Below are 20,248 nucleotides of genomic sequence, written 5' to 3'. Positions count from 1 at the left end.
CGTCAACCACTACTTCCCCCAGATCGCGCGAAGAACCTTTTTTTACCCGCATCCGGGGTCGACGTATTCCGTATCGCTGTCTAGTATGAAATCGGTTGTCCTGCGCCGACGGCATTTCCGTATCCGGAATTCCATGCCCGATCACGGCGTTACGGCGATCGACGGGACGTCGAGAAGCCCGATTCTGGGAGGCGAAGGTCATGAACAACATTCCGGAATTGCGCCTGCAGCCGCGCTGACTTGCGATGAGCGCAGGCTATCTGGCACGACTGGCGGCGCCGCGGCGGGGAGTCCTTCTCGACTGTGGAGGCCGTATTTACTCAGCGCTCGAGACGCTCGGTCTCGAGCGCTGGGAGTTTCAGATGGTGTCGACGATCGACGCCGCGCGCCGGGCGCTGCGCCAGGATCCGGGCGCGATTGGCCTGGTCGCCTTTGATGGGTGTCAGGCTTGGCCTCAGGCCGAACTCGAGATGCTGTTGGCGCGCAGCGATGTGGAGTGGGTCGCCTTGCTCGAGGAGGGGCTGCTGCGCAGCGAGCGTGTCAGTCCCGAGTTGCTGCGCAACTTCAACGATTTTCATTCCCTGCCACTCGATCGCGAACGCATGGCAATGACGCTGGGTCATGTCCATGGCAAGGCCGCCTTGCTTCCGCGGGCCAAAACGGCGTTCTCAGCGGCGGGCGATTTCGGCATGACCGGCCGCAGCGAGTGCATGCGACTCATCTACCGGCAGATCGAGAAGGTGCTCGGCGTCGATGCGCCGGTACTGATCGGCGGCGAGTCCGGCACCGGCAAGGAGCTGGTGGCGCGGGCGATCCACCAGCATTCCCTGAGGGCGGCCGGGCCCTTCGTGGCGATGAATTGCGGCGCGATCGCGCCCAATCTGATCCAGTCCGAGCTCTTTGGCCATGAGCGTGGCGCGTTCACCGGCGCTGCGCAGCGCAAGATCGGCAACATCGAGGCCGCCAACGATGGCGTGCTGTTCCTTGATGAGATTGGCGACCTGCCATTGGAGATGCAGGCCAACCTGCTACGTTTCCTGCAGGAGAAGACGATCACCCGGGTCGGCTCCACCGAGCGCGTGAAGGTCAATGTGCGCGTTATTGCCGCCACCCACGTCGATCTGCAGCGCGCCGTCGCTGACGGCCGCTTCCGCCAGGATCTCTACTACCGGCTCAATGTGCTGAACCTGACGCTGCCTGCGCTGCGTGAGCGGCGCGAGGACATCCCGCTGCTGGCCCAGACCATATTCGACGAGCAGCGAGTGCATGCCAGTCCGCAGGTGAAGGGATTCAGCAGCGCCGCGCTGCGCGCAATGATGGACTACGACTGGCCGGGAAACGTGCGCGAACTCATCAACCGCGTGCAGCGCGCGATGATCATGAGCGAGAGCCGCCTGCTGAGCGTCGCCGACCTGGGCCTGCCGGCGGCCGTGGATCCGGTCACGCCCACGCTGGAGGAAATCCGCACGAACGTCGAGCGCGAGGTCATCGAGACCAGCCTCAAGAAGCACGGCAACAACGTCTCCGAAACGGCCCGCCGCCTTGGCGTGTCGCGCGTCACCCTGTACCGAATGATCGACCGCCTGAAGATCGTCCTGTAGCCCGTTCGTGGCGCGGGGCGCGTGTCATCCTCTGTGGGAGTCTGCGAGATGAGTAAGTCCTGCGCCGATGCAACGCTGCTGCGCCCCTTGCTGGGCATGCTGATCGCAAGCCTGAGTGGTGGCGGATTCGCCGCAGATGAACCCGGCAAGGCGGACGACATCTCCGCACGCTTCGAGGCGCAGATAAGGCAGATCGAGGCGCTCAAGCGCGAACTGGCGCGTCAGGAGGCGGCGCTGTTCGATCTCAAGCGCGAGGTCGACCTCGAGCGGCGTGGGCGCGGCGTTGCGCCGACCCCAGGTCCCGAACGGGCGGTGCAGGTGGCGCAGGCTCAGCCCGCACAACCGGTCGGCCAGGCGCCCGAGGCGCCCGACCGGCCGCCCGAGGTCGCGCCGATCTTCGAGCAGCCCGGGGTGCTGACCCCGCCCGGGAAGTGGATCTTCGAACCGTCGCTGCAGTACTCGTATTCCTCGAGCGATCGCATCGCCCTCGTCGGCTACACGGTGATCCCGGCCATCCTCATCGGCCTCATCGACGTGCGCAACGTAAAGTCGAACTCGCTCACCGGGACGCTGGCGCTGCGACGCGGGCTGACGAACCGCTTCGAGCTCGAGGCCCGCGTGCCCTACGTCTATCGCTTCGACAACACCCGCGGGCGGGAGATCTTCACAGGCAGTGCGGGCGACGACATCTTCACCGACGTCGATGGTCGCGGTATCGGCGATGTCGAGTTGATCGGACGCTATCAGCTCAACGACGGCGGCGGAGATTCTCCCTATTACATCGCCTCGCTGCGCTTCAAGAGCCGCACCGGCAAGGATCCCTTCGAGGTGCGCTCAAGCTTTCTGGCTGATGGCGCCCGCATCGCGGCGGTGCAGGAGGAGTTGCCGACTGGCTCCGGTTTCTACTCGCTCACGCCGGGGCTGACTGTGCTGATCCCTTCCGATCCGGCGGTGTTCTTCGGCGGTATCAGCTACCAGTACAGCTTCAAGCGCAGCGGGGTGAAGCCGAATGTGGTGCCGGCCGAGGCGGCGGCGGTCTATGACGAAATCCAGCCAGGTGGCGTCTTCGGCTTCAACTTCGGCATGGGCCTCGCGCTGAACGAACGCTCCTCGTTCAGCATCGGCTACGACCATCTTTCGGTCGGCCCGACCAAGGCCCGGCTGGACAGCGGAGAACGGGTCCCAGGCGTGCGCGTGCAGCTTGGAACCTTGCTCCTCGGGTATTCGTACAAGATCGACAACTCGCAGACGCTGAACCTGTCTCTCGGCGTCGGTGTCACGCGCGATACGCCGGACGTGCAACTGACCTTGCGCATGCCGTTCTCGCTCTAGGCGTTGGAGCGCCCGCCGGGGCGCTTCGCGTCAGCGCATCAGCGAAGCGCGATTGAGTGCCTCCTGCATGGACTGGTGCATGCGCATGCCTCGCATCATCTCGGCGCTGTTGATCGTGGCATTGATCGTGGTCACGGTCTGGATGCGCTGGTTGTCCAAGGAGTTCTGCACGATCGTGGCGAGCGAGGTCGCGGGCAGGGACACGTTGAGGCTGTTGTTCATCCCGTTCTGGATCACTGCGACCGTGGAGCCCGCCGCCAGGGCCTTGGCCGTGACATTGCCAAGGTCCTCGACGCGCAGATGGGTCGTGCTCTGCAGCACGCCATTGATCAACACGGCACGTTCGATGCCAAAGCTCATGCGCAGGCCGCCGGGGGCGATGAAGCCACCCCGCAGCGTATCGAGCTTCTCCGCCGGGAGTGCTGCGGACGCGAGCAGATCTGCCCCGGGGTGCGCAGCCTCTCCGACGGACGGAGCCCCGGTGCCGGCGGCGCGGAGGCGCGCCTTCGTCTGCGCCAGCGCAGCCGATTCCCCGGCCAGCGTCGTCGACAGCGCTGCCAGCTTCCGGCGGATATCCTCGACCTTGACGATGACGGCAGTCACCTCCGGGACGGGCATCTCTTCGGCGGGGCGCGACATGTTGTCTGCGTTCCGGTCGGCTTGTCGCACCGGCGCCGCTTGTGCCGACATATTGCGCGCGAGGATCTCGGTCACCGGCTGGACGTGTGCGTCGATGACCTCGGCAGCCGGCTCGGTCCGCTCAACCGCGTGGGCAGGCTGTGGAGCGGCCGGGCTGCGGAAGACTTCGAGTTCGCCTGACCAGGGGTGTTCGATCAGCCGCGCCGCGCGGACCTCGGCGAGCCCGGCGCCCGTCAGTGAGAGGCCGACCATCAAGGCGATGGCGGCAATGCGCGGGTGCGGAGCGGCATGCATGGTCAGCCTCCGGTCGACTCAGAAGTCCACCAGGCTGTGCCGCGTCAGCGCATGAATCGCGCTGCTGCCGCGTTCGGCATGAAGCGGCGCCTGTGGCCTGATACGCCAGTCCTCGACGCGGTTGAACCGTGCCAGCTCAACGCGGTTCGCGACCAGCAGCAGGATATTGTTGATCCAGTAGCGCTCGAAGTCTGCTCGCGGCATGACACGTGTCCCCATCGCCGGATCGCCGAGCAGCACATCGCGATCGCGCACACCTTTTATCACCACGAAGTGCGCGTAACCGTTCTCCTGGATCAGGACGATGGCCGGGACCGCGGCCTGCGCTAGCTGGTCCAGCGTGCCCTCGATGCCGCGCGCGTCGAAACCGTGGCTGTCGAGGTAATGCTTCATGTCCAGCATCGAGAAGCCTTCGGCGCGGATCTTGTCCTGGTTGCCGCGCTCGAACATCGCCTGGAACACGCTCGCTTCATCAACCACGAGGCCGTAGTGGTGAGTCAATAGCGTTGCGAGCGCAGCGGATCCGCAGCTGAAGTCGTACTGCTGGCGCAGCGTAGCCAGGAAGCGAGCGTCCTTCATGCTCACCACCGGCATCGCCACGTTGCCACCGAGGGGCGTGACCATGCGTGGCACATCCGCCAAGGCGGGGCCGCTGGTCAGCCAGAAGAGGGTCGCCAGGGCGCAGGCAAGGCGACAGTGCGTGCCGAGCGGGCTCATCGTCCCCTCCGCTAACGGACCTCGACGTTGAGGATGACGGCGTTCTGGATCAGGACGCCGTTGCCCGAATTCTGGATCAGCATCGGCATGCCGGAAGTGTTGGCGAGCGCGCCGTCGGATACGACGTTGTGTCCGGTCACCAGGTCATAGGCCTGGACCTCGCTGACCGACCCGACCGCACGGATCTCGCTCAAGTGCGTGTCGGCGCCACCACGCTGTGTTTCGAGGATGTCGCTACCTAGCGCCTGCTGGGCAAACAGGTGCTCGGCGGCAGCGTTCGGGCGCGACATGCTGTCCGCGTGGGCCGTGCCCGGCGAGGCACAGGTGAAGGCGAGTGCGACGCCCAGTGCGATCAGTGGCAAAGCGGATCTCATGATGGTTCTCCTTGCCAATCGTGCGCTGATAAAGCCGGACGGCCAGGCCGTCCGGCTCCCATGCAACCTCAGCGGTTGAGACTGAGGTTGGCCTGCACGTTGGCGCTCTGCTGCACGAGTGCGCCGATCCCGCTGTTCTGGGCGCTGATCAGGATGCCCGCACCGTTGGTGAAGGCGCTGCTGATGCTGTTCGACATGTCGAAAGTACCCGCAGTCACGCTCACTGCACCGCCGCCGCCGCCACTGCCACCGGTGCCGCCATTGCCACTGCCACCGGTTGCGTTGCCGCCGGCGAGCGTGCCGCCACTGCCGCCGGCGCCACCGGTACCGCCGTTGCCGGCACCGCCTGCGCCACCGGTACCGCCGGTCGCATCGCCGCCGCCGGCTGCGCCACTCGAGGCCGTGCTGGTGCCAGCGCCGCCGGTTGCGCCGCCGCCGTTCGCCGTGGCGCTCGTGGCGGTGCCGCCGTTGCCGCCGGTGGCCGAGCCGCCCGAGGCTTCGCCGCTCATCGCGAGGCCGCCTTCACCGCCCGTGCCGCCCGCGTTGCTTGCAGAGCCGCCAGCGCCGCCGGTACTCGTGGCGTCGCCCGTGGTCGCACTCGCCAGCCCGGATGTGCCGCTGCCGCCCGATGCGGTGTTTGTGCCGCCATTGGCCGTACTGGCCGCGCCGTTCGCCGTGGCGCTGCCATTGGCGTTGCCGCCAGTGCCATTGCCGTCAGCACCCGTTCCGCTTGCGGTCTGGGTGTTGCCGCCGCCGTTGGCGGTGGCGTCACCGGTCGTGCCGCCGGTGGAATTCGCGGTGCCTGCCGTTCCGCCAGCACCGCCGGTCGCCGAAGCCATGTTCGAGGCATTAGCCTGACTGCCAGCCGTTTCACTGGTAGCCGAGGCTTCTGCGCCGAATGCGCCACCCCAGGCTCCGCCTCCGCCCGCGCCGCCGCCATCGGCGCCGCTGCCGCCCGCCGAACTGCCGGCAGATGCCGAGCCGACCTTGCTCATGTTGCCGGCGTTCCCGGATCCACCTGCGCCCCAAGCGCTGCCGGCAACGGCGCCGCCGGCTGCAGAACCGTCACCGCCGACCGACGTGGTGCTGCCGGTGCCGCCCATGGCCTTGCCGCCGTAGGCGTTGCCGGAATCGGCGGACGCGCCCACCTTGGCATCGGCGTCGCCGCCGCCCTTGGCCATGGCATTGCGTGCATTGCCGCCTTCGCCGCCATTGCCGCCGCTCGCACGGCCGGTGTCGGCACCACCGCCGACGGCTTCGCCACCGCTGCCAGCAGCCACGAAGCCGGTGTTGGCGTCGCCGCCGCTGGCCTTCCCACCATCAGCGTGGGCGCCGGCGTGGCCACTTTCGGCATCGCCGCCTACCGCCTTGCCGCCGCGTGCGCCGTCGCCGCCATTGCCGCCCCAGGCCATGCCGCCATTGGCGCCGTTTCCACCATAGGCGTCACCGCCGCCGGCCTTGCCGCCGTCGCCGCCATAGGCCTTGGCACCGTTTCCGCCGTTGGCATTGCCGAAGTTCACGGCGGTGTTGCCCAGGCCATGAACGCCAATCCTCGACACGGAACCCTCCAGCTTCGACAGTGCCACCGCCGTGCTGGTGTTGAATGCGTTGGCGATGCTCGAACTCGCCGACGCGCCGTTGTTGGCGGCCGTGCCGTGGTCGAGGGCCCACGCAAGGCCGTTGTTGCTGCGGTTGTTGCCCTGGCTGTTGTCGTTGTGCTCGGTGCTCGACGTGCTGTTGTCCGTCTTTGCGTAGGCGCTCGAGTATTCGTTGGCCATTGCGCCAGTGCCGCTCTGCGCCGAGGTCGCGGTCGCGTTCTGCGTGACCGGCCCGGCGATGGCCGAGGCAGACACCTCGGTCTCGGTGGTCGTGCCTGTGGTTGTGATGGTGTTCGTCGGGTTCGCTGTCGCCTGCGATGCGAAGCCGAAGGCGAGGGCGATGGAACTCGCGAGGTATTTCATCTTCATGGTGATCTCCGATCGGTGCGTGGAGGAGGCGCGGCCGTTCTGGCCACGCCTCCGGCCCGGCTTAACGGTTGAGGTTCAGGTTCGCCTGCACGTTGGCGCTTTGCTGGACCAGGGCACCAATGCCGCTGTTCTGGGCGTTGATGATGATGCCGGCGCCATTGGTGAAGGACCCGGAGATGCTGTTGCCCATGTTGAACATGCCGGCGTCGACGCTGACCGTGCCGCCCTGGCCGCCTGCGCCGCCGGTGCCGCCCTGGCCGCTGCCGCCCGTGGCATTGCCCGCGGTGAGTGTGCCACCGTTGCCACCCGCGCCCCCGGTGCCGCCCTGGCCCGCGCCGCCGTCACCGCCAGCGCCGCCGGTGGCCACGCCGCCGGTCGCATCGCCGCTGCTGGCGGTACTGGTGCCGTCGCCGCCGCTGCCACTGCCGCCGGTCGCCGCACCGCTGGTCGCCACGCCGCCGGCACCGCCATTGGCGTTCCCGCCGCTCGCATTACCGCTGGTTGCAGCGCCGCCCGCGCCGCCGAGGCCCGCGGTGTTGGTCGCGGTGCCGCCGTTGCCGCCATTGCTCGCGCTGTTGCCGGCGTTGGCAGTGGCTTCACCCGAAGTGCCCGTGCCGGCGGTCGAGGTGTTGCTGCCGCCTGTGCCATTGGCTTCGCCGCCCGTGCCGGCTGCGCTCGACGTGGCCGCGCCACCGGTTCCGGTGCCCGCACCCGCCGTCGCAGTGGCGGTCTGGTTGCTGCTGCCGCCGGTGGCGGAGGCTGCGCCGGTCGTGCCGCCCACCGAGGTCGCCGCGCCGCCGGTGCCGCCGGCTCCACCGGTGGCGGTCGCGGCGTTGCTTGCGTTCGCGCTGACGCCGCCGTTCGAGCTCAGGCTCACCGCCTCGCCGGATTCGGTCGTGGCTGGCACGCCAGTCGCCGTCGCTGTGGCCGTCGCTGCCTTCGCGCCGGCACTGCCGCCGTCGGCATAGCCACCGTCGGCCCCACTGCCACCAGCATGGCTGCCGGCCATTGCGCCGCCGACCGAGGACTTGCCGAAGGCGCCGGCGTCGCCGCCACTGCCTTTCGCGTTGCCGCCCGCCGCGAAGTCGACGGCCGTGCCATCACCGCCGATCGCCTTGGTGCCGCCAACGTAGCCGCTTGCGCTGCCGCCCGCTGCCTTGCCCGAATCGGCACTCGCACGCACGGACGCGTCTGCATCGCCACCACCACCGGCGAGGGCCTTGCTCGCGTTGCCGCCGTCACCGCCGCTGCCGCCCCGGGCGTTGCCGGAGTCGCCGTTGCCGCCATAGGCATTGCCGCCGCTACCGGCCAGCACGCCGCCGCTGCTCGCGTCGCCGCCGCTGCCGCGGCCGCCATCGGCCGAGGCCCTTGCGTTGCCGCTTTCGGCATCGCCACCGATCGCCATGCCGCCGGATGCGCCATTGCCGCCATCGCCACCAAAGGCCTTGCCACCGCTGGCGCCGTTTCCACCTGCGGCGTTGCCGCCATAGGCATTGCCGCCGTTGCCGCCGGAGGCCTTGCCTCCGTCACCGCCGTTGGCGTTGCCGGCGTTGAATGCGCTGTTGCCGAGGCCATGCACGTTGATCTTCGTGACCATGCCGTTCAGCCTGGAGAGCGCGATCGCCTTGCTGGTGTTGAACGCGTTGTCGATGCTCGACGTTGCAGTCGCGCCATTGTTGGCCGCCGTGCCGAAGCCGCTTGCCCATGCCTTGCCCGCATTGTTGCGGTTGTCGCCTGCGCTGTTGTCGTTGTTTTCACTCGTGGTGGTACTGCTGTCCGTCTTCCACACGGCTGTCGAGTACTCGTTCGCCATCGCCCCGGAGCCGCTCTGGTCCGACTGCGCGGTCGCGGTCTGGTCTACGGAGCTGGCATCGCCGGTCAGGGTGTTGGTGGGGTTGGCTCCGGCTTGTGTCGAAAAACCAAAGGCAAGCGCAAGCGCACTTGCAAGCAGACTTCGTTTCATGGCGTCCTCCACTGATCGATGACAAGGCGCTGCGAAGCGCAGGCCCTGCCGAGCGCCCGTAGCATGGCGCGTACCACCAGCCGGAAAGCGGCTCCCCGCCTCGCACGGTGGGGTGAGGCGAGCGCCCATGCGGGGGGAGGGCGTGCGTTTCCGTAGCGAGGCTGTACAGCGCTGTATCAGGATGGAGGTCCGGATACGGCGCCGGATGGCGCGCTGAGCCGCGTGATGGCTGGATTTGCGGGCGAGACCGACGTCCGGATGGCCTGTATCGGTGCCGTTACAGCGGGGCTGCGGACTGGCGCGGCGAGCGTGGCGCGACACCGTGTGCGCAGCCTGAATCCGCTATCATTTGCCGATTCGACGATGCCGGCCGTTCCGCCGCCGGCATCCGCAATCCGGAGACCCGCATGGCCGTCAATTTGAACACCCCGAATCCCGCCGATCTGCTGCCGGTTGCCGGCGTTCGCCTTGGCGTTGCCGAGGCCGGCATCCGCAAGGCAAACCGTCGCGACCTGACGGTCATCGAACTGGCCGAGGGCAGCCGTACTGCCGGCGTCTTCACGCGCAACCGCTTCTGCGCCGCACCGGTGCAGGTGTGCAAGGCGCATCTGTCGGGCGCTGCGATCCGCGCGCTGGTGATCAACACCGGCGTCGCCAATGCCGGTACCGGCGAGCCGGGTCTGGCCGCTGCGCGCGAAACCTGCGCGGCCCTGGCGAAGGCGATGGGCATCGGTACCGAGCAGGTGCTGCCGTTCTCGACCGGCGTGATCCTCGAGCCGCTGCCGGTCGACCGCCTCGTCGCCGGACTGCCGAAGGCGATCGCAAACCTGCGCGCCGACGGCTGGTTCGACGCGGCGCACGGCATCATGACCACCGACACGCTGGCCAAGGCAGTGTCGAAGCAGGTGCAGGTAGGCGGCAGGACCGTGACGCTGACCGGCATCAGCAAGGGCGCGGGCATGATCAAGCCGAACATGGCGACGATGCTCGGCTTCCTCGCCTGCGACGCCGCCGTGGCGCAACCGGTGCTCGAGGCGCTGGTCAAGGAGGCGGCCGACCTGTCCTTCAACAGCATCACGGTCGATGGCGATACCTCGACCAACGACTCCTTCATCCTGATCGCCACCGGCAAGGCTGGCAATGCGGAGATCACCGCGGCCGCGGGTGCCGACTACCAGGCCCTGCGCGATGCGGTGGTCGAGGTGTCGATCGCGCTGGCGCAGGCCATCGTGCGTGACGGCGAGGGCGCGACGAAGTTCATGACGATCGCGGTCGAACGGGGCAAGGATCGCGACGAATGCCGCAAGGTCGGCTACGCGGTGGCGCATTCGCCGCTGGTGAAGACCGCCTTCTTCGCCTCCGACCCCAACCTGGGCCGCATCCTGGCAGCGATCGGCTATGCCGGCATCGACGACCTGGATGTGTCGAAGCTGCGCGTGTGGCTGGGCAATCCGGAGGAGGCGGTGCTGGTGGCCGAACACGGCGGGCGCGCTGCGTCGTATCTGGAAGAGGCGGGTTCGCGCATCATGAAGCACGCGGAACTCACCGTCCGCATCGACCTCGCTCGTGGCAACGCGGCGGCCACGGTGTGGACCTGCGACTTCTCCTACGACTACGTGAAGATCAACGCGGACTATCGTTCCTGATCATTCGCCTCCGAGGCCGACCATCGGGTCTGCCTCTCCCGACGCGAGGCCAGCGTACGCTCGAACGAGGGACGCCGGCTTCGTCTTGTGTGGCGGTGTGTCAGTGCAGGACGCGCGGCACCGCCAGCATGAAGGGCGCGATGGCCGCGTCGAAATGGTGGCCGTCTCCTGCCACCATCTGATAGCTGCCGTGCATGGTGCCGACCGGTGTCTCCATCACGCAGCCGCTGGTGTAGCGAAAGCTCTCGCCGGGCGCCAGGGTCGGCTGCTCCCCGATCACGCCTTGGCCATGCACTTCCTGCACCTTGCCGTTGCCGTCGGTGATGATCCAGTGACGGGTCAGCAGCTGTGCCGGCTCGCTGCCGGTATTGCGGATGGTGATGTGGTAGGCGAAGACGTAGTGGTCGTCTTCCGGGCGGGACTGCGGGGCAATGTGCTCGGCGACCGCGGTCACTTCGATGCGGTAACGCTCGTCGGGGCTGTCGGGCTGGCTCACGTCGTTTGTTCTCTGTTTCGCAGGGGGTAAGCGTTAAAATAGCACTTTTGCCCGGAATCTCCGCCATGTCCCAAGTCGCCCCGTCCCCGCTCACTGCCCTGTCTCCGCTCGATGGCCGTTATCACGGCAAGGTGGCGGGGCTGCGCGATCATTTCTCCGAACACGGCCTGATCCGCAACCGCGTGAAGGTCGAGGTCGAGTGGCTGAAGGCGCTGGCGGCCGAACCGAAGCTGGCGGAAATCGCCCCCTTCTCGGCGGCGACCGTGGCCGAGCTGGACGGTGTCGTCGGCGCATTCTCGACCGATGACGGTGAAGCGGTGAAGGCGATCGAGGCCACCACCAATCACGACGTCAAGGCCATGGAGTACTGGCTCAAGAAGCGCCTGGGCCACAACGCCGAAGTGATGAAGGTGTCGGAGTTCATCCACTTCGCCTGCACCTCCGAGGACATCAACAACACCTCGCACGCGCTGATGCTGTCCGAAGGCCGCGATCGCGTGCTGCTGCCTGCGCTCGATGCTGTCATCGCCCGCTTCCGCGAGCTCGCCCACGCGCTGGCCGACCTGCCGATGCTGTCGCGCACCCACGGCCAGCCCGCCAGCCCGACCACGCTCGGCAAGGAGATGGCCAACATCGCGGCACGCCTGATGCGCGCCCGCGCGGCGATTGCGGGTGTCGCCATGTGCGCCAAGTTCAACGGTGCGGTCGGCAACTACAACGCCCACCTGTCGGCCTGGCCCGACTTCGACTGGGAAGGCTTCAACCGCCGCTTCATAGAATCCCTGGGCCTGAGCTTCAACGAATACACCATCCAGATCGAGCCGCACGACGCGATGGCCGAACTCTTCGACGCCATCGCCCGCTGCAACACCATGCTGATCGACGCCTGCCGCGACATCTGGATGTACATCTCGCTGGGCTACTTCAAGCAGAAGCTCAAGGAAGGCGAGGTCGGCTCGTCGACGATGCCGCACAAGGTCAACCCGATCGACTTCGAGAACGCCGAAGGCAACTTCGGCATCGCCAACGCGGTGCTCAAGCACTTCTCCGAGAAGCTGCCGATCTCGCGCATGCAGCGCGACCTGACCGACTCGACCGTGCTGCGCAACATGGGCGTGGGCTTCGGCCACACCGTGCTGGCGCTGGACAGCTGCCTGCGTGGCCTGAACAAGCTCGAAGCTGACCCCGCGCGTCTGGCGGCCGATCTCGACGAATGCTGGGAAGTGCTGGCCGAGCCGGTGCAGACCGTGATGCGCCGTTACGCCATCGAGAACCCCTACGAGCAGCTCAAGGCCATGACGCGCGGCAAGGGCATCACGCGCGAGGCGCTGCAGGACTTCATCCGCACCCTGGCTATCCCCGCCGAGGCGCGCGAGCACCTGCTGGCGATGACGCCGGCGAGCTATGTCGGCAAGGCCGCCGAGCTGGCGCGCCGCATCTGATCGCGACGCGCATGCGGCCCGTCCGGGCCCGCATGCTGCATCCATCTTGCGCCACCTGCGGGTGGCGTTTTCAATCCAGGAGAACCCGATGGCCTTCGCCGACAACCTCAAGACCCTGCCCGGTGTGTCGCACCTCGCCGCGCTGAACCTGATCGACGCCGCCGATGCGGTGGTCGCCACCATCGAGAACAAGCCCGGCCAGGCCGGCTCGCTTGCGGTCTACAACCACCTCGCCCAACTCTACGGTGCGATCAGCCCCGAAGCGTCGAAGAAGGGTCTCGAGCTGTACGCCGAGCACACCGAGGACGCCCGCACCAACCCCGGCAAGCACCCCAACATCGACCGCCTGATCGGCCTGATCGAGCGCGGCGAGACGCTCAAGGTCAAGCAGGTGTTTGCCGTCTGACCGCAGCAGCCGGGTGCCGCAGGGCTGGAGTGCAAAGAAAAAGGCGCCTGCGGCGCCTTTCTCACGTCCGGAAGACAGCGGCCTCAGACCACCGCTTCCTCCTTCTCCTTCTTCGGCTTCACGAACTGCTCGCGCGACACGCCCAGCCACATCACCAACGGGCTTGCCACCAGCACCGACGAGTAGATGCCGAAGCAGATGCCGATGGTCAGCGCCAGCGAGAAGTAGTAGAGCGTCTCGCCGCCGAACAGCAGCATCGACAGCACCATGATCTGCGTACTGCCGTGGGTGATCACGGTACGCGAGATCGTGCTCGTGATCGCGTGGTCGAGTACCTGCGGCGTCGTCATGTCCCGGCGCTTCTTGAAAGTCTCGCGCACGCGGTCGAACACCACCACCGACTCGTTCACCGAATACCCCAGCACTGCCAGCACCGCCGCCAGTACCGGCAGCGAGAATTCCCACTGGAAGAAGGCGAAGAAGCCCAGGATGATGATCACGTCGTGCAGGTTGGCGATGATCGCCGATACCGCGAAACGCCATTCGAAGCGCATTGCCAGATAGATCATGATGCCGATGATCACCAGCAGCAGCGCCATTGCGCCGTCGGTGGCCAGTTCCTTGCCCACCTGCGGGCCCACGAACTCGACGCGGCGCAGCTCCGGTGCCGGTCCGGCCTGGGCCTTCAGCGTTTCCATCACGCGTTCGGAGATGCGCGCCGTGTCCAGATCCTCGCGGTTCGGCAGGCGGATCAGCACATCGCGCGAGCTGCCGAAGTTCTGCACCTGCGCGTCCGGGTAGCCGCTGGCCGACAGACCCTGGCGGATGGGTTCGAGCTGCGGGGCTTCGGCGTAGCTCACTTCCATCAGCGTGCCACCGGTGAACTCCACCGACAGATGCAGGCCGCGGGTTGCGAGGAAGAACACTGCCAGCACGAAGGTGATCAACGAGATGACGTTGAACACCAGCGCACGGCGCATGAACGGGATGTCTTTCTTGATGCGGAAGAATTCCATGATGACTTGTCCTTTCGCCTCAAGCGCTTACTTGGTGGGCTTCCACACCTGGCCGATCGACAGCGCGTCGACCTTCCGGCGGCGGCCGTAGATGAAGTTGATCAGCATGCGCGACACCAGGATGGCGCTGAACATTGAGGTCAGGATGCCCAGGCAGTGCACCACCGCGAAGCCGCGCACCGGGCCCGAGCCGAACACCAGCAGGGCGACGCCAGCGATCAAGGTCGTGATGTTGGAGTCGAGAATCGTGTCCCATGCGCGGTCGTAGCCGGCTGCGATTGCCGCTTGCGGCGTGGCCCCATTGCGCAGTTCCTCGCGGATGCGCTCGTTGATCAACACGTTGGCGTCGATCGCCATGCCCAGCGTCAGCGCCATGGCGGCGATGCCCGGCAGCGTCAGCGTGGCCTGCAGCAGCGACAGCAGCGCTACCAGCAGCAGCAGGTTGGCTGCCAGCGCGATCGTCGATACCACGCCGAACAGCATGTAGTAGGCGCACATGAACACCGCGATGGCGAGGAAGCCCCACAGCGTGGAGTTGAAGCCCTTCTCGATGTTCTCGGCACCCAGGCTGGGGCCGACCGTGCGTTCCTCGATGATCTCCATCGGTGCTGCGAGCGAGCCGGCGCGCAGCAGCAGCGCGACGTCGTTGGCCTCGGTGGTCGTCATGCGGCCGGAGATCTGCACGCGCCCGCCGCCGATCTCGCTGCGGATCACCGGCGCGGTGACGACTTCGCCCTTGCCCTTCTCGATCAGCAGGATGGCCATGCGCTTGCCCACGCTTTCGCGCGTGACGTCGCGGAAGATGCGGGCGCCGGCGGCGTCCAGCGTCAGGTGTACGGCGGGCTCGTTGGTCTGGCCGTCGAAGCCGGGCTGGGCGTCGGTGAGGCGGTCGCCGGTCAGCACCACCTGCTTCTTCAACAGCAGCGGCGATCCGCCGCGCTCGGTGTACAGTTCGGTGCCGAAGGGAATGCTGCCTGCCAACGCCTGTTCGAGCAGGCCCGGCGTGTCATCCACCATGCGCACTTCCAGTGTCGCAGTGCGGCCGAGGATGTCCTTGGCCTTGGCGACGTCCTGCACGCCGGGCAACTGCACGACGATGCGGTCGGCGCCCTGCTGCTGGATGACCGGTTCGGCCACGCCGAGCTCGTTGATGCGGTTGTGCAGCGTGGTGATGTTCTGCTTGAGCGCGAACTCGCGCATCGTCTGCTGGGCCTGCGCGGTCAGCGTGGCGATCAGCCTGAGGTCATCGGCGCCGTCGTCGCGGTCGGCCAGTTGCAGGTCGGCGGTGCTGTCCTGGATGGCACGGCGGCCGGCCTCGCGTTGCTCGGCATCGCGGAAGCGGACGACGACGGTGTTGCCTTCGCGGGTGATGCCGGCGTGGCGGACGTTCTTGTCACGCATCAGGGTGCGCAGGTCGCCGGTGGTGGCGTCGAGGCGCTTGGTCAGCGCGCCCGGCATGTCGACTTCAAGCAGGAAGTGGACGCCGCCGCGCAGGTCGAGGCCAAGGTACATCGGCAGCGCGTGAATTGAGGTCAGCCAGGCTGGGGAGGCCGACAGCAGGTTCAGTGCGACGACGTAGGAAGGGTCGCTGGCGTCAGGGTTGAAGGCGCGCTCGATGGCGTCCTTGGCGCGCAACTGGATGTCGGTGCTCGCAAAGCGGGCGCGCACGCTGCTGGCGTCGGCGAAGATGCCGCCGTGCTCGATGCCGGCTTCCTTCAGCACGCCAGCGACGCGGTCGGACACCGTTGCCGGGTCGAGCTTGAGCGTGGCCTTGGCGCTGGACACCTGGACTGCGGGGACCTCGCCGTAGAAATTGGGCAGGGTGTAGATCAGGCCCCAGATCAGCACGAGGCCGATCAGGAGGTTCTTCCAGAGAGGGTAGCGATTCATCGTCGGCGGCAAACAGTATTGCGCCGGGTCACGACCGCTGCCCACATCGACAGTCAGGACCGTGCCCGGCGTGGCACGGTGGCGGGGGCTACCCCGACACCGCGGCAGTTGGGTTTACAGGGCCTTCAGCGTGCCCTTGGGCAGCACGGTGGCCACGGCCTGCTTCTGCACGGCGACCACGGTGTTGGGCGCGACTTCGACCTGCACGAAGCTGTCGCCGACGTCGGTCACGCGGCCGGCGATGCCGCCGCCGGTCACCACTTCATCGCCCTTGGCCAGTGCTTCGACCATGGCCTTGTGTTCCTTCGCGCGCTTCATCTGCGGGCGGATCATCAGGAACCACAGCACCACGAACATCAGGATCAGGGGCAGCAAGCCCATCAGGCCGCCGCTGGGGTCGCCGCCCGCGGCTTGGGCGTAGGCATTGGAAATCAGCACGTCTATTACTCCGGGTTAGCGAAAAAGCGCTCGATTATATCAGTAGCCGGGGAGCTCCCCGGCCGGGTGAGACGCCGGCGAGGGCGTCGGGTTCATTGCGTGCCGGTGGCGCGCTCGCTGCGGAAACGCTGCACGTAGGCGTCGAACTGGCCGACGGCGATGGCGTCGCGCAGCTCCGACGTCAGCGTCTGGTAGTAGCGCAGGTTGTGCACCGTATTGAGCATGCTGCCGAGGATCTCGCCGGTGCGATGCAGGTGATGCAGGTAGGCGCGGCTGAAGTTTCGGCAGGTATAGCAGTCGCAGGAGGGATCCAGCGGCCGGGTGTCGGCCTTGTGCACCGCGTTCTTGATCTTGATGTCGCCGTAGCGGGTGAACAGCCAGCCGTTGCGCGCATTGCGGGTGGGCATCACGCAGTCGAACATGTCGATGCCGGCGGCGACGCCGTCGACGATGTCCTCGGGCGTGCCCACGCCCATCAGGTAGCGCGGCTTGCCTTGCGGCAGGCGCGGCGCGGTGTGGGCGAGGATGCGCGCCATGTCTTCCTTGGGTTCGCCCACCGACAGGCCACCGATGGCGAAGCCGTGGAAGCCGATCTCCTCGAGCACGCCCTGCGATTCGTCACGCAGATCCTCGTACATGCCACCCTGGACGATGCCGAACAGTGCGTTCCTGTTCTCCAGGCGGTCGAACTCGTCGCGCGAGCGCTTCGCCCAGCGTTGCGACAGGCGCATCGACTTCGCCGCTTCGTCGCGGGTGGCGGGGTAGGGCGTACATTCGTCGAAGATCATCACGATGTCCGAGTTCAGCACGGTCTGGATCTGCATCGAGATCTCGGGCGTCAGGAAGAGCTTGGCGCCGTCGATCGGGCTGGCGAACTTGACGCCTTCCTCGGTGATCTTGCGCAGCGCGCCGAGGCTGAAGACCTGGAAGCCGCCCGAGTCGGTGAGGATGGGCTTGTCCCAGGCCATGAAGCGGTGCAGGCCTTCATGCGCGGCGATGATGTCGAGTCCCGGGCGCAGCCACAGGTGGAAGGTATTGCCCAGGCAGATCTGCGCGCCGATGTCGGCGAGCATGGCCGGCGTCATCGCCTTGACTGTGCCGTAGGTGCCGACCGGCATGAAGACCGGGGTTTCGACGATGCCATGGGCAAGCGTCAGGCGGCCGCGGCGGGCGCCGCCGTCGGTGGTGAGGAGTTCAAATTGCATCGCTGGGCTTGTCGTTCTCGGAGTTGTCCGTGCGGGTGAGGAACATCGCGTCGCCGTAGCTGAAGAAGCGGTAGCGCTGCGCGACGGCGTGGGCGTAGGCACGGCGGATGCCGTCCATGCCGGCAAAGGCCGAGACCAGCATCATCAGCGTGGACTTGGGCAGATGGAAATTTGTGATCAGCGCATCCACCACCTGGAAGCGGAAGCCCGGCAGGATGAAGATCTCGGTCTCGCCGCTGCCGGCTTCGAGCGGGCCGTCCTGAGCCGCGGCCTCAAGCGCGCGCATGCTGGTGGTGCCCACCGCGATCACCCGGCCGCCGGCCGCACGGGTGGCGTCGATGGCGTCGACCGTCTCCTGCGGGATCACGTAGCGTTCGCGGTGCATGCGGTGCTCGCCGAGGTCGTCGACGCGGACCGGCTGGAAGGTGCCGGCGCCGACGTGCAGTGTCAGCCAGGCGCATTTCGCGCCGCGCGCGGCGATGCGGGCGAGCACGCCTTCGTCGAAGTGCAGGCCGGCGGTGGGTGCGGCGACCGAGCCCGGCTCGCGGGCGAACACCGTCTGGTAGCGGCTCTCGTCGTCGTCGCCGGCGGCGCGCTGGATGTAGGGCGGCAGCGGCAGCTTGCCGTGGCGCTCGAGCAGCGCGAACAGGTCCTCGCCTGCCGGAAAACGCAGGTGATAGAACTCGCCGACGCGGCCAAGGACCTCGACGTCGAAGGCGTCGGCCAGACGCAGGGTGGTGCCGGTGCGGGGCGACTTGCTCGCTCGCACCTGCGCCAGCGCCTCGTGCGGCCCGACGGCGCGCTCAATCAGCACCTCGATCTGGCCGCCGCTGTCTTTCACTCCATGCAGGCGGGCGTGGATCACCCGGGTGTCGTTGAAGACCAGCAGGTCGTCGGGACCGACGAGATCGGGCAGGTCGGTGAAGCGGCGGTCGAGCAGGGCATCCACACCGTGCTCGTCGGGCTGCACGACCAGCAGCCGGCTGGCGCTGCGCTCGGGCAGCGGAGCCTGGGCGATCAGCTCAGGCGGAAGGAAATAGTCGAAATCGTTCAGCGTCAATGACATGGGGGAGTGCGGTCCCGGTTGGTGCTGGCCCGCTTGCTGCGATGGCCGGTATTCAGGGATAATGAGCGCCTTCCCTGCCGGGATGGCGGAATCGGTAGACGCAGCGGATTCAAAATCCGCCGCCGCAAGGTGTAAGGGTTCGAGTCCCTTTCCCGGCACCATCTCTGCGCACTTCTGCGCAAATGCCCTGTATGCGATGGCGGCTGAAGGCGCTTTGCCTTCCGTCCTTCCTTTCCTGCCGCGTCAGGGGCGAGATTCTGGATCAAGCGCTGGTGCGCTGGCAAATCCAGCGCGTGATTCCCTATCTCTATCCGATCTTCTGCCCCTTGTTCGCCGCCGCGCTGATGGCTCGCACCGCGGGGTGGGTCAGCCTGCGCTCGACCGAGATCGCGTAGTAGGTTTCGGTCACGCCGTCGGCGTCGCCCAGATGCACCATCGCATCCTGCTGGCACAGCTGTTCGCCCACCAGCGATGCACTCGGGAAGATGCCGGCGCCGGCCTCGGCGAAGGCGCGCATCAGGGCACTGTCATCGAATTCCCCCACTATGCGAGGTTTCAGGCGCGCGGCTTCGAGCCATTGCAGCAGCGGGCCGCGCACTGCAGCCTCGCCGCCCGGCAGCAGCAGCGGGGCACCGTCGAGGCAGGCGGGAAAGCCTCCTTGGAGTGTTGCGGCGAGCGTGGGCGTGGCGAAGAAGCCGATCGTCGATTCGCCGAGCGTATGGTTGTAGCCGCGCACATCCATGTTCGACGGCATGGGGCTGTCGGCCAGCACGACGTCGAGCTTGTGGATCGCGAGTTCGCCGAGCAGGGCGTCGAACTTGCCTTCCCGGCAGACGATGCGCATCGGTTCGGGCAGGTTCATCGACGGCGCCAGCAGCAGCCAGGCAATGGCCTTGGGCACGACATCGGCGATGCCGACGCGGAAGGGCACGGTGCGGCCGCTCGCTCGGCTGCGCAGTGCCTCCTCCAGTTCGTCGCCGAGCCGGAAGATCTCCTCTGCGTAATCCAGCGCGACCCGCCCCGTGTCGGTCAGCGCCAGCCCGCGGCCCTGTCGCCGGAACAGGCTGACGCCGAGCTCGGCCTCCAGTGTCGCGATCTGCCCAGACAGGGTTTGTGGGGCGAGTCCGGAACGTTCTGCCGCGCGCACGATCCCACCTGCTCGGGCGACGGTCCAGAAATGATGCAGCTGCTTGTAGTTGATCATGTCCTGCGTTCCCGATTGTGGATGCTTCGAAAAAAACGGATATACATTCTGTTGAACTGAGATTTTATCGAAGCGTCTGAGGTTTAGTATCCGTCAGGCGTCGAGCCTGAAGGCAATGCGCAACTACACAAGGAGACTCAGCATGCGAATCGATCTGCATTGTGATGGCGTTGAAGCCGCTCCCGTCCTGCGTGACTACGTGAGCCGCCGGATGAGTTTCGCAATCGGACGTTTTCGCGACCACATCCAGTGGGCGCGCGTGAAGGTCGCGGACGTCAATGGCCCGCGTGGCGGCAGCGACAAGCGTTGCGTGGTACAACTGCGCCTGCGCAACCTGCCCGACGTGGTGTTCGCGATCACTCAGCTCGACGTGCGTGCGGCGGTGGATCAGGCGGCTGATCGCGTGGCCCGCGTCCTTGCCCAGCGCGTGCGCCGCAGCCAGCGCCCTGTCCGACATCACGCGCCGATGGAGGCCCTGCCTGCCTGAAGCCGTCGTTCCAACCTTTTTCCTGGCCTGGTGCCGAAGGCCGTCGTCGTGGCCCCGGCACCCAA

19 protein-coding genes and 1 tRNA gene are annotated in these 20,248 nt (G+C 67.0%); 7 read left to right on the top strand and 13 right to left on the bottom strand.

Features of this window, described 5'->3' with window-relative positions:
- Positions 1-202: hypothetical protein (locus tag CGK74_RS19065; protein ID WP_206186275.1), on the bottom strand; the 202-nt coding region annotated here is incomplete at its 3' end.
- Between the two features lie 43 nt (positions 203-245).
- Between CGK74_RS19065 and CGK74_RS16265 the strand changes: the two genes are divergently transcribed.
- The gene (locus tag CGK74_RS16265) at positions 246-1,601 is read left to right on the top strand and encodes a sigma-54 dependent transcriptional regulator (protein WP_094269460.1); all 1,356 of its coding nucleotides are present in this window, start codon (positions 246-248) and stop codon (positions 1,599-1,601) included.
- A 48-nt stretch (positions 1,602-1,649) separates the two neighbouring features.
- Complete coding sequence (locus CGK74_RS16260; RefSeq protein WP_240498759.1) at positions 1,650-2,933, top strand: type IV pilus assembly protein FimV; 1,284 nt, start codon at positions 1,650-1,652, stop codon at positions 2,931-2,933.
- 30 nt (positions 2,934-2,963) lie between these two features.
- Here the strand turns inward: CGK74_RS16260 and CGK74_RS16255 are convergent, their stop codons facing one another.
- The 5 genes from CGK74_RS16255 to CGK74_RS16235 form a co-directional block, all read right to left on the bottom strand.
- Positions 2,964-3,866: a hypothetical protein gene (locus tag CGK74_RS16255; RefSeq protein ID WP_094269459.1), complete on the bottom strand. Its 903-nt coding sequence runs from the start codon at positions 3,864-3,866 to the stop codon at positions 2,964-2,966.
- A gap of 18 nt (positions 3,867-3,884) precedes the next feature.
- Complete coding sequence (locus CGK74_RS16250) at positions 3,885-4,583, bottom strand: C39 family peptidase (protein WP_094269458.1); 699 nt, start codon at positions 4,581-4,583, stop codon at positions 3,885-3,887.
- A gap of 11 nt (positions 4,584-4,594) precedes the next feature.
- Positions 4,595-4,957 carry a hypothetical protein gene (locus CGK74_RS16245; protein ID WP_094269457.1) on the bottom strand — a complete coding sequence of 121 codons (363 nt, stop codon included), beginning with the start codon at positions 4,955-4,957 and terminating at the stop codon, positions 4,595-4,597.
- A gap of 68 nt (positions 4,958-5,025) precedes the next feature.
- Positions 5,026-6,924 (bottom strand): hypothetical protein, encoded by a 1,899-nt coding sequence (locus CGK74_RS16240; protein ID WP_094269456.1) that lies wholly within the window; start codon positions 6,922-6,924, stop codon positions 5,026-5,028.
- Positions 6,925-6,985: 61 nt separating this feature from the next.
- Complete coding sequence (locus CGK74_RS16235; RefSeq protein WP_094269455.1) at positions 6,986-8,887, bottom strand: hypothetical protein; 1,902 nt, start codon at positions 8,885-8,887, stop codon at positions 6,986-6,988.
- 407 nt (positions 8,888-9,294) lie between these two features.
- Here CGK74_RS16235 and argJ point away from each other — a divergent pair, with 407 nt between their 5' ends.
- Positions 9,295-10,533 carry a bifunctional glutamate N-acetyltransferase/amino-acid acetyltransferase ArgJ gene (argJ, locus tag CGK74_RS16230; RefSeq protein WP_094269454.1) on the top strand — a complete coding sequence of 413 codons (1,239 nt, stop codon included), beginning with the start codon at positions 9,295-9,297 and terminating at the stop codon, positions 10,531-10,533.
- A gap of 100 nt (positions 10,534-10,633) precedes the next feature.
- Here the strand turns inward: argJ and apaG are convergent, their stop codons facing one another.
- Entirely contained in the window at positions 10,634-11,029 is a 396-nt protein-coding gene (gene apaG, locus CGK74_RS16225; protein ID WP_094269453.1) for a Co2+/Mg2+ efflux protein ApaG, read from the bottom strand.
- A gap of 65 nt (positions 11,030-11,094) precedes the next feature.
- Here apaG and purB point away from each other — a divergent pair, with 65 nt between their 5' ends.
- Both purB and CGK74_RS16215 read left to right on the top strand, forming a co-directional pair.
- A complete protein-coding gene (purB, locus tag CGK74_RS16220; RefSeq protein WP_094269452.1) occupies positions 11,095-12,471 on the top strand; it encodes an adenylosuccinate lyase in 1,377 nt (458 codons plus the stop codon).
- Positions 12,472-12,559: 88 nt separating this feature from the next.
- Complete coding sequence (locus CGK74_RS16215) at positions 12,560-12,877, top strand: DUF2322 family protein (protein WP_094269451.1); 318 nt, start codon at positions 12,560-12,562, stop codon at positions 12,875-12,877.
- A gap of 83 nt (positions 12,878-12,960) precedes the next feature.
- Here the strand turns inward: CGK74_RS16215 and secF are convergent, their stop codons facing one another.
- From secF to queA, 5 genes are all read right to left on the bottom strand, one after another.
- Positions 12,961-13,893: a protein translocase subunit SecF gene (gene secF / locus CGK74_RS16210; RefSeq protein ID WP_094269450.1), complete on the bottom strand. Its 933-nt coding sequence runs from the start codon at positions 13,891-13,893 to the stop codon at positions 12,961-12,963.
- Positions 13,894-13,920: 27 nt separating this feature from the next.
- Entirely contained in the window at positions 13,921-15,783 is a 1,863-nt protein-coding gene (secD, locus tag CGK74_RS16205; protein ID WP_094269449.1) for a protein translocase subunit SecD, read from the bottom strand.
- Positions 15,784-15,897: 114 nt separating this feature from the next.
- A complete protein-coding gene (yajC, locus tag CGK74_RS16200) occupies positions 15,898-16,221 on the bottom strand; it encodes a preprotein translocase subunit YajC (RefSeq protein WP_094269448.1) in 324 nt (107 codons plus the stop codon).
- A gap of 92 nt (positions 16,222-16,313) precedes the next feature.
- The gene (gene tgt, locus CGK74_RS16195; protein WP_094269447.1) at positions 16,314-17,426 is read right to left on the bottom strand and encodes a tRNA guanosine(34) transglycosylase Tgt; all 1,113 of its coding nucleotides are present in this window, start codon (positions 17,424-17,426) and stop codon (positions 16,314-16,316) included.
- The gene (gene queA, locus CGK74_RS16190) at positions 17,416-18,492 is read right to left on the bottom strand and encodes a tRNA preQ1(34) S-adenosylmethionine ribosyltransferase-isomerase QueA (RefSeq protein ID WP_094269446.1); all 1,077 of its coding nucleotides are present in this window, start codon (positions 18,490-18,492) and stop codon (positions 17,416-17,418) included. The genes tgt and queA overlap by 11 nt, the downstream gene beginning before the upstream one ends.
- A 76-nt stretch (positions 18,493-18,568) precedes the next feature.
- Here queA and CGK74_RS16185 point away from each other — a divergent pair.
- Positions 18,569-18,653 (top strand) — tRNA-Leu (locus tag CGK74_RS16185).
- A gap of 146 nt (positions 18,654-18,799) precedes the next feature.
- Here CGK74_RS16185 and nhaR read toward each other — a convergent pair.
- Positions 18,800-19,696, bottom strand: coding sequence for a transcriptional activator NhaR (nhaR, locus tag CGK74_RS16180; protein ID WP_094269445.1), 897 nt, complete (start codon positions 19,694-19,696; stop codon positions 18,800-18,802).
- Between the two features lie 142 nt (positions 19,697-19,838).
- Here nhaR and CGK74_RS16175 point away from each other — a divergent pair, with 142 nt between their 5' ends.
- Entirely contained in the window at positions 19,839-20,183 is a 345-nt protein-coding gene (locus CGK74_RS16175) for an HPF/RaiA family ribosome-associated protein (protein WP_094269444.1), read from the top strand.
- Positions 20,184-20,248 lie beyond the last annotated feature (65 nt).

It is taken from the genome of Thauera propionica (assembly GCF_002245655.1).
GTDB classification, from domain to species: domain Bacteria; phylum Pseudomonadota; class Gammaproteobacteria; order Burkholderiales; family Rhodocyclaceae; genus Thauera; species Thauera propionica.
Note: the sequence above shows the minus strand (reverse complement) of the source record. Positions and strands in the feature narration are given on the sequence as shown.

Excerpts from the sequence above, each read along its gene's own strand:
- argJ (WP_094269454.1), top strand. The coding sequence starts at position 9,295 with ATGGCCGTCAATTTGAACACCCCGAATCCCGCCGATCTGCTGCCGGTT.
- nhaR (WP_094269445.1), bottom strand. The coding sequence starts at position 19,696 with ATGATCAACTACAAGCAGCTGCATCATTTCTGGACCGTCGCCCGAGCA.
- tgt (WP_094269447.1), bottom strand. The coding sequence starts at position 17,426 with ATGCAATTTGAACTCCTCACCACCGACGGCGGCGCCCGCCGCGGCCGC.
- CGK74_RS16255 (WP_094269459.1), bottom strand. The coding sequence starts at position 3,866 with ATGCATGCCGCTCCGCACCCGCGCATTGCCGCCATCGCCTTGATGGTC.
- CGK74_RS16245 (WP_094269457.1), bottom strand. The coding sequence starts at position 4,957 with ATGAGATCCGCTTTGCCACTGATCGCACTGGGCGTCGCACTCGCCTTC.
- CGK74_RS16250 (WP_094269458.1), bottom strand. The coding sequence starts at position 4,583 with ATGAGCCCGCTCGGCACGCACTGTCGCCTTGCCTGCGCCCTGGCGACC.
- CGK74_RS16215 (WP_094269451.1), top strand. The coding sequence starts at position 12,560 with ATGGCCTTCGCCGACAACCTCAAGACCCTGCCCGGTGTGTCGCACCTC.
- CGK74_RS16240 (WP_094269456.1), bottom strand. The coding sequence starts at position 6,924 with ATGAAGATGAAATACCTCGCGAGTTCCATCGCCCTCGCCTTCGGCTTC.
- CGK74_RS16175 (WP_094269444.1), top strand. The coding sequence starts at position 19,839 with ATGCGAATCGATCTGCATTGTGATGGCGTTGAAGCCGCTCCCGTCCTG.
- purB (WP_094269452.1), top strand. The coding sequence starts at position 11,095 with ATGTCCCAAGTCGCCCCGTCCCCGCTCACTGCCCTGTCTCCGCTCGAT.
- CGK74_RS16265 (WP_094269460.1), top strand. The coding sequence starts at position 246 with ATGAGCGCAGGCTATCTGGCACGACTGGCGGCGCCGCGGCGGGGAGTC.
- queA (WP_094269446.1), bottom strand. The coding sequence starts at position 18,492 with ATGTCATTGACGCTGAACGATTTCGACTATTTCCTTCCGCCTGAGCTG.
- secF (WP_094269450.1), bottom strand. The coding sequence starts at position 13,893 with ATGGAATTCTTCCGCATCAAGAAAGACATCCCGTTCATGCGCCGTGCG.
- CGK74_RS16260 (WP_240498759.1), top strand. The coding sequence starts at position 1,650 with ATGAGTAAGTCCTGCGCCGATGCAACGCTGCTGCGCCCCTTGCTGGGC.
- secD (WP_094269449.1), bottom strand. The coding sequence starts at position 15,783 with ATGAATCGCTACCCTCTCTGGAAGAACCTCCTGATCGGCCTCGTGCTG.
- CGK74_RS16235 (WP_094269455.1), bottom strand. The coding sequence starts at position 8,887 with ATGAAACGAAGTCTGCTTGCAAGTGCGCTTGCGCTTGCCTTTGGTTTT.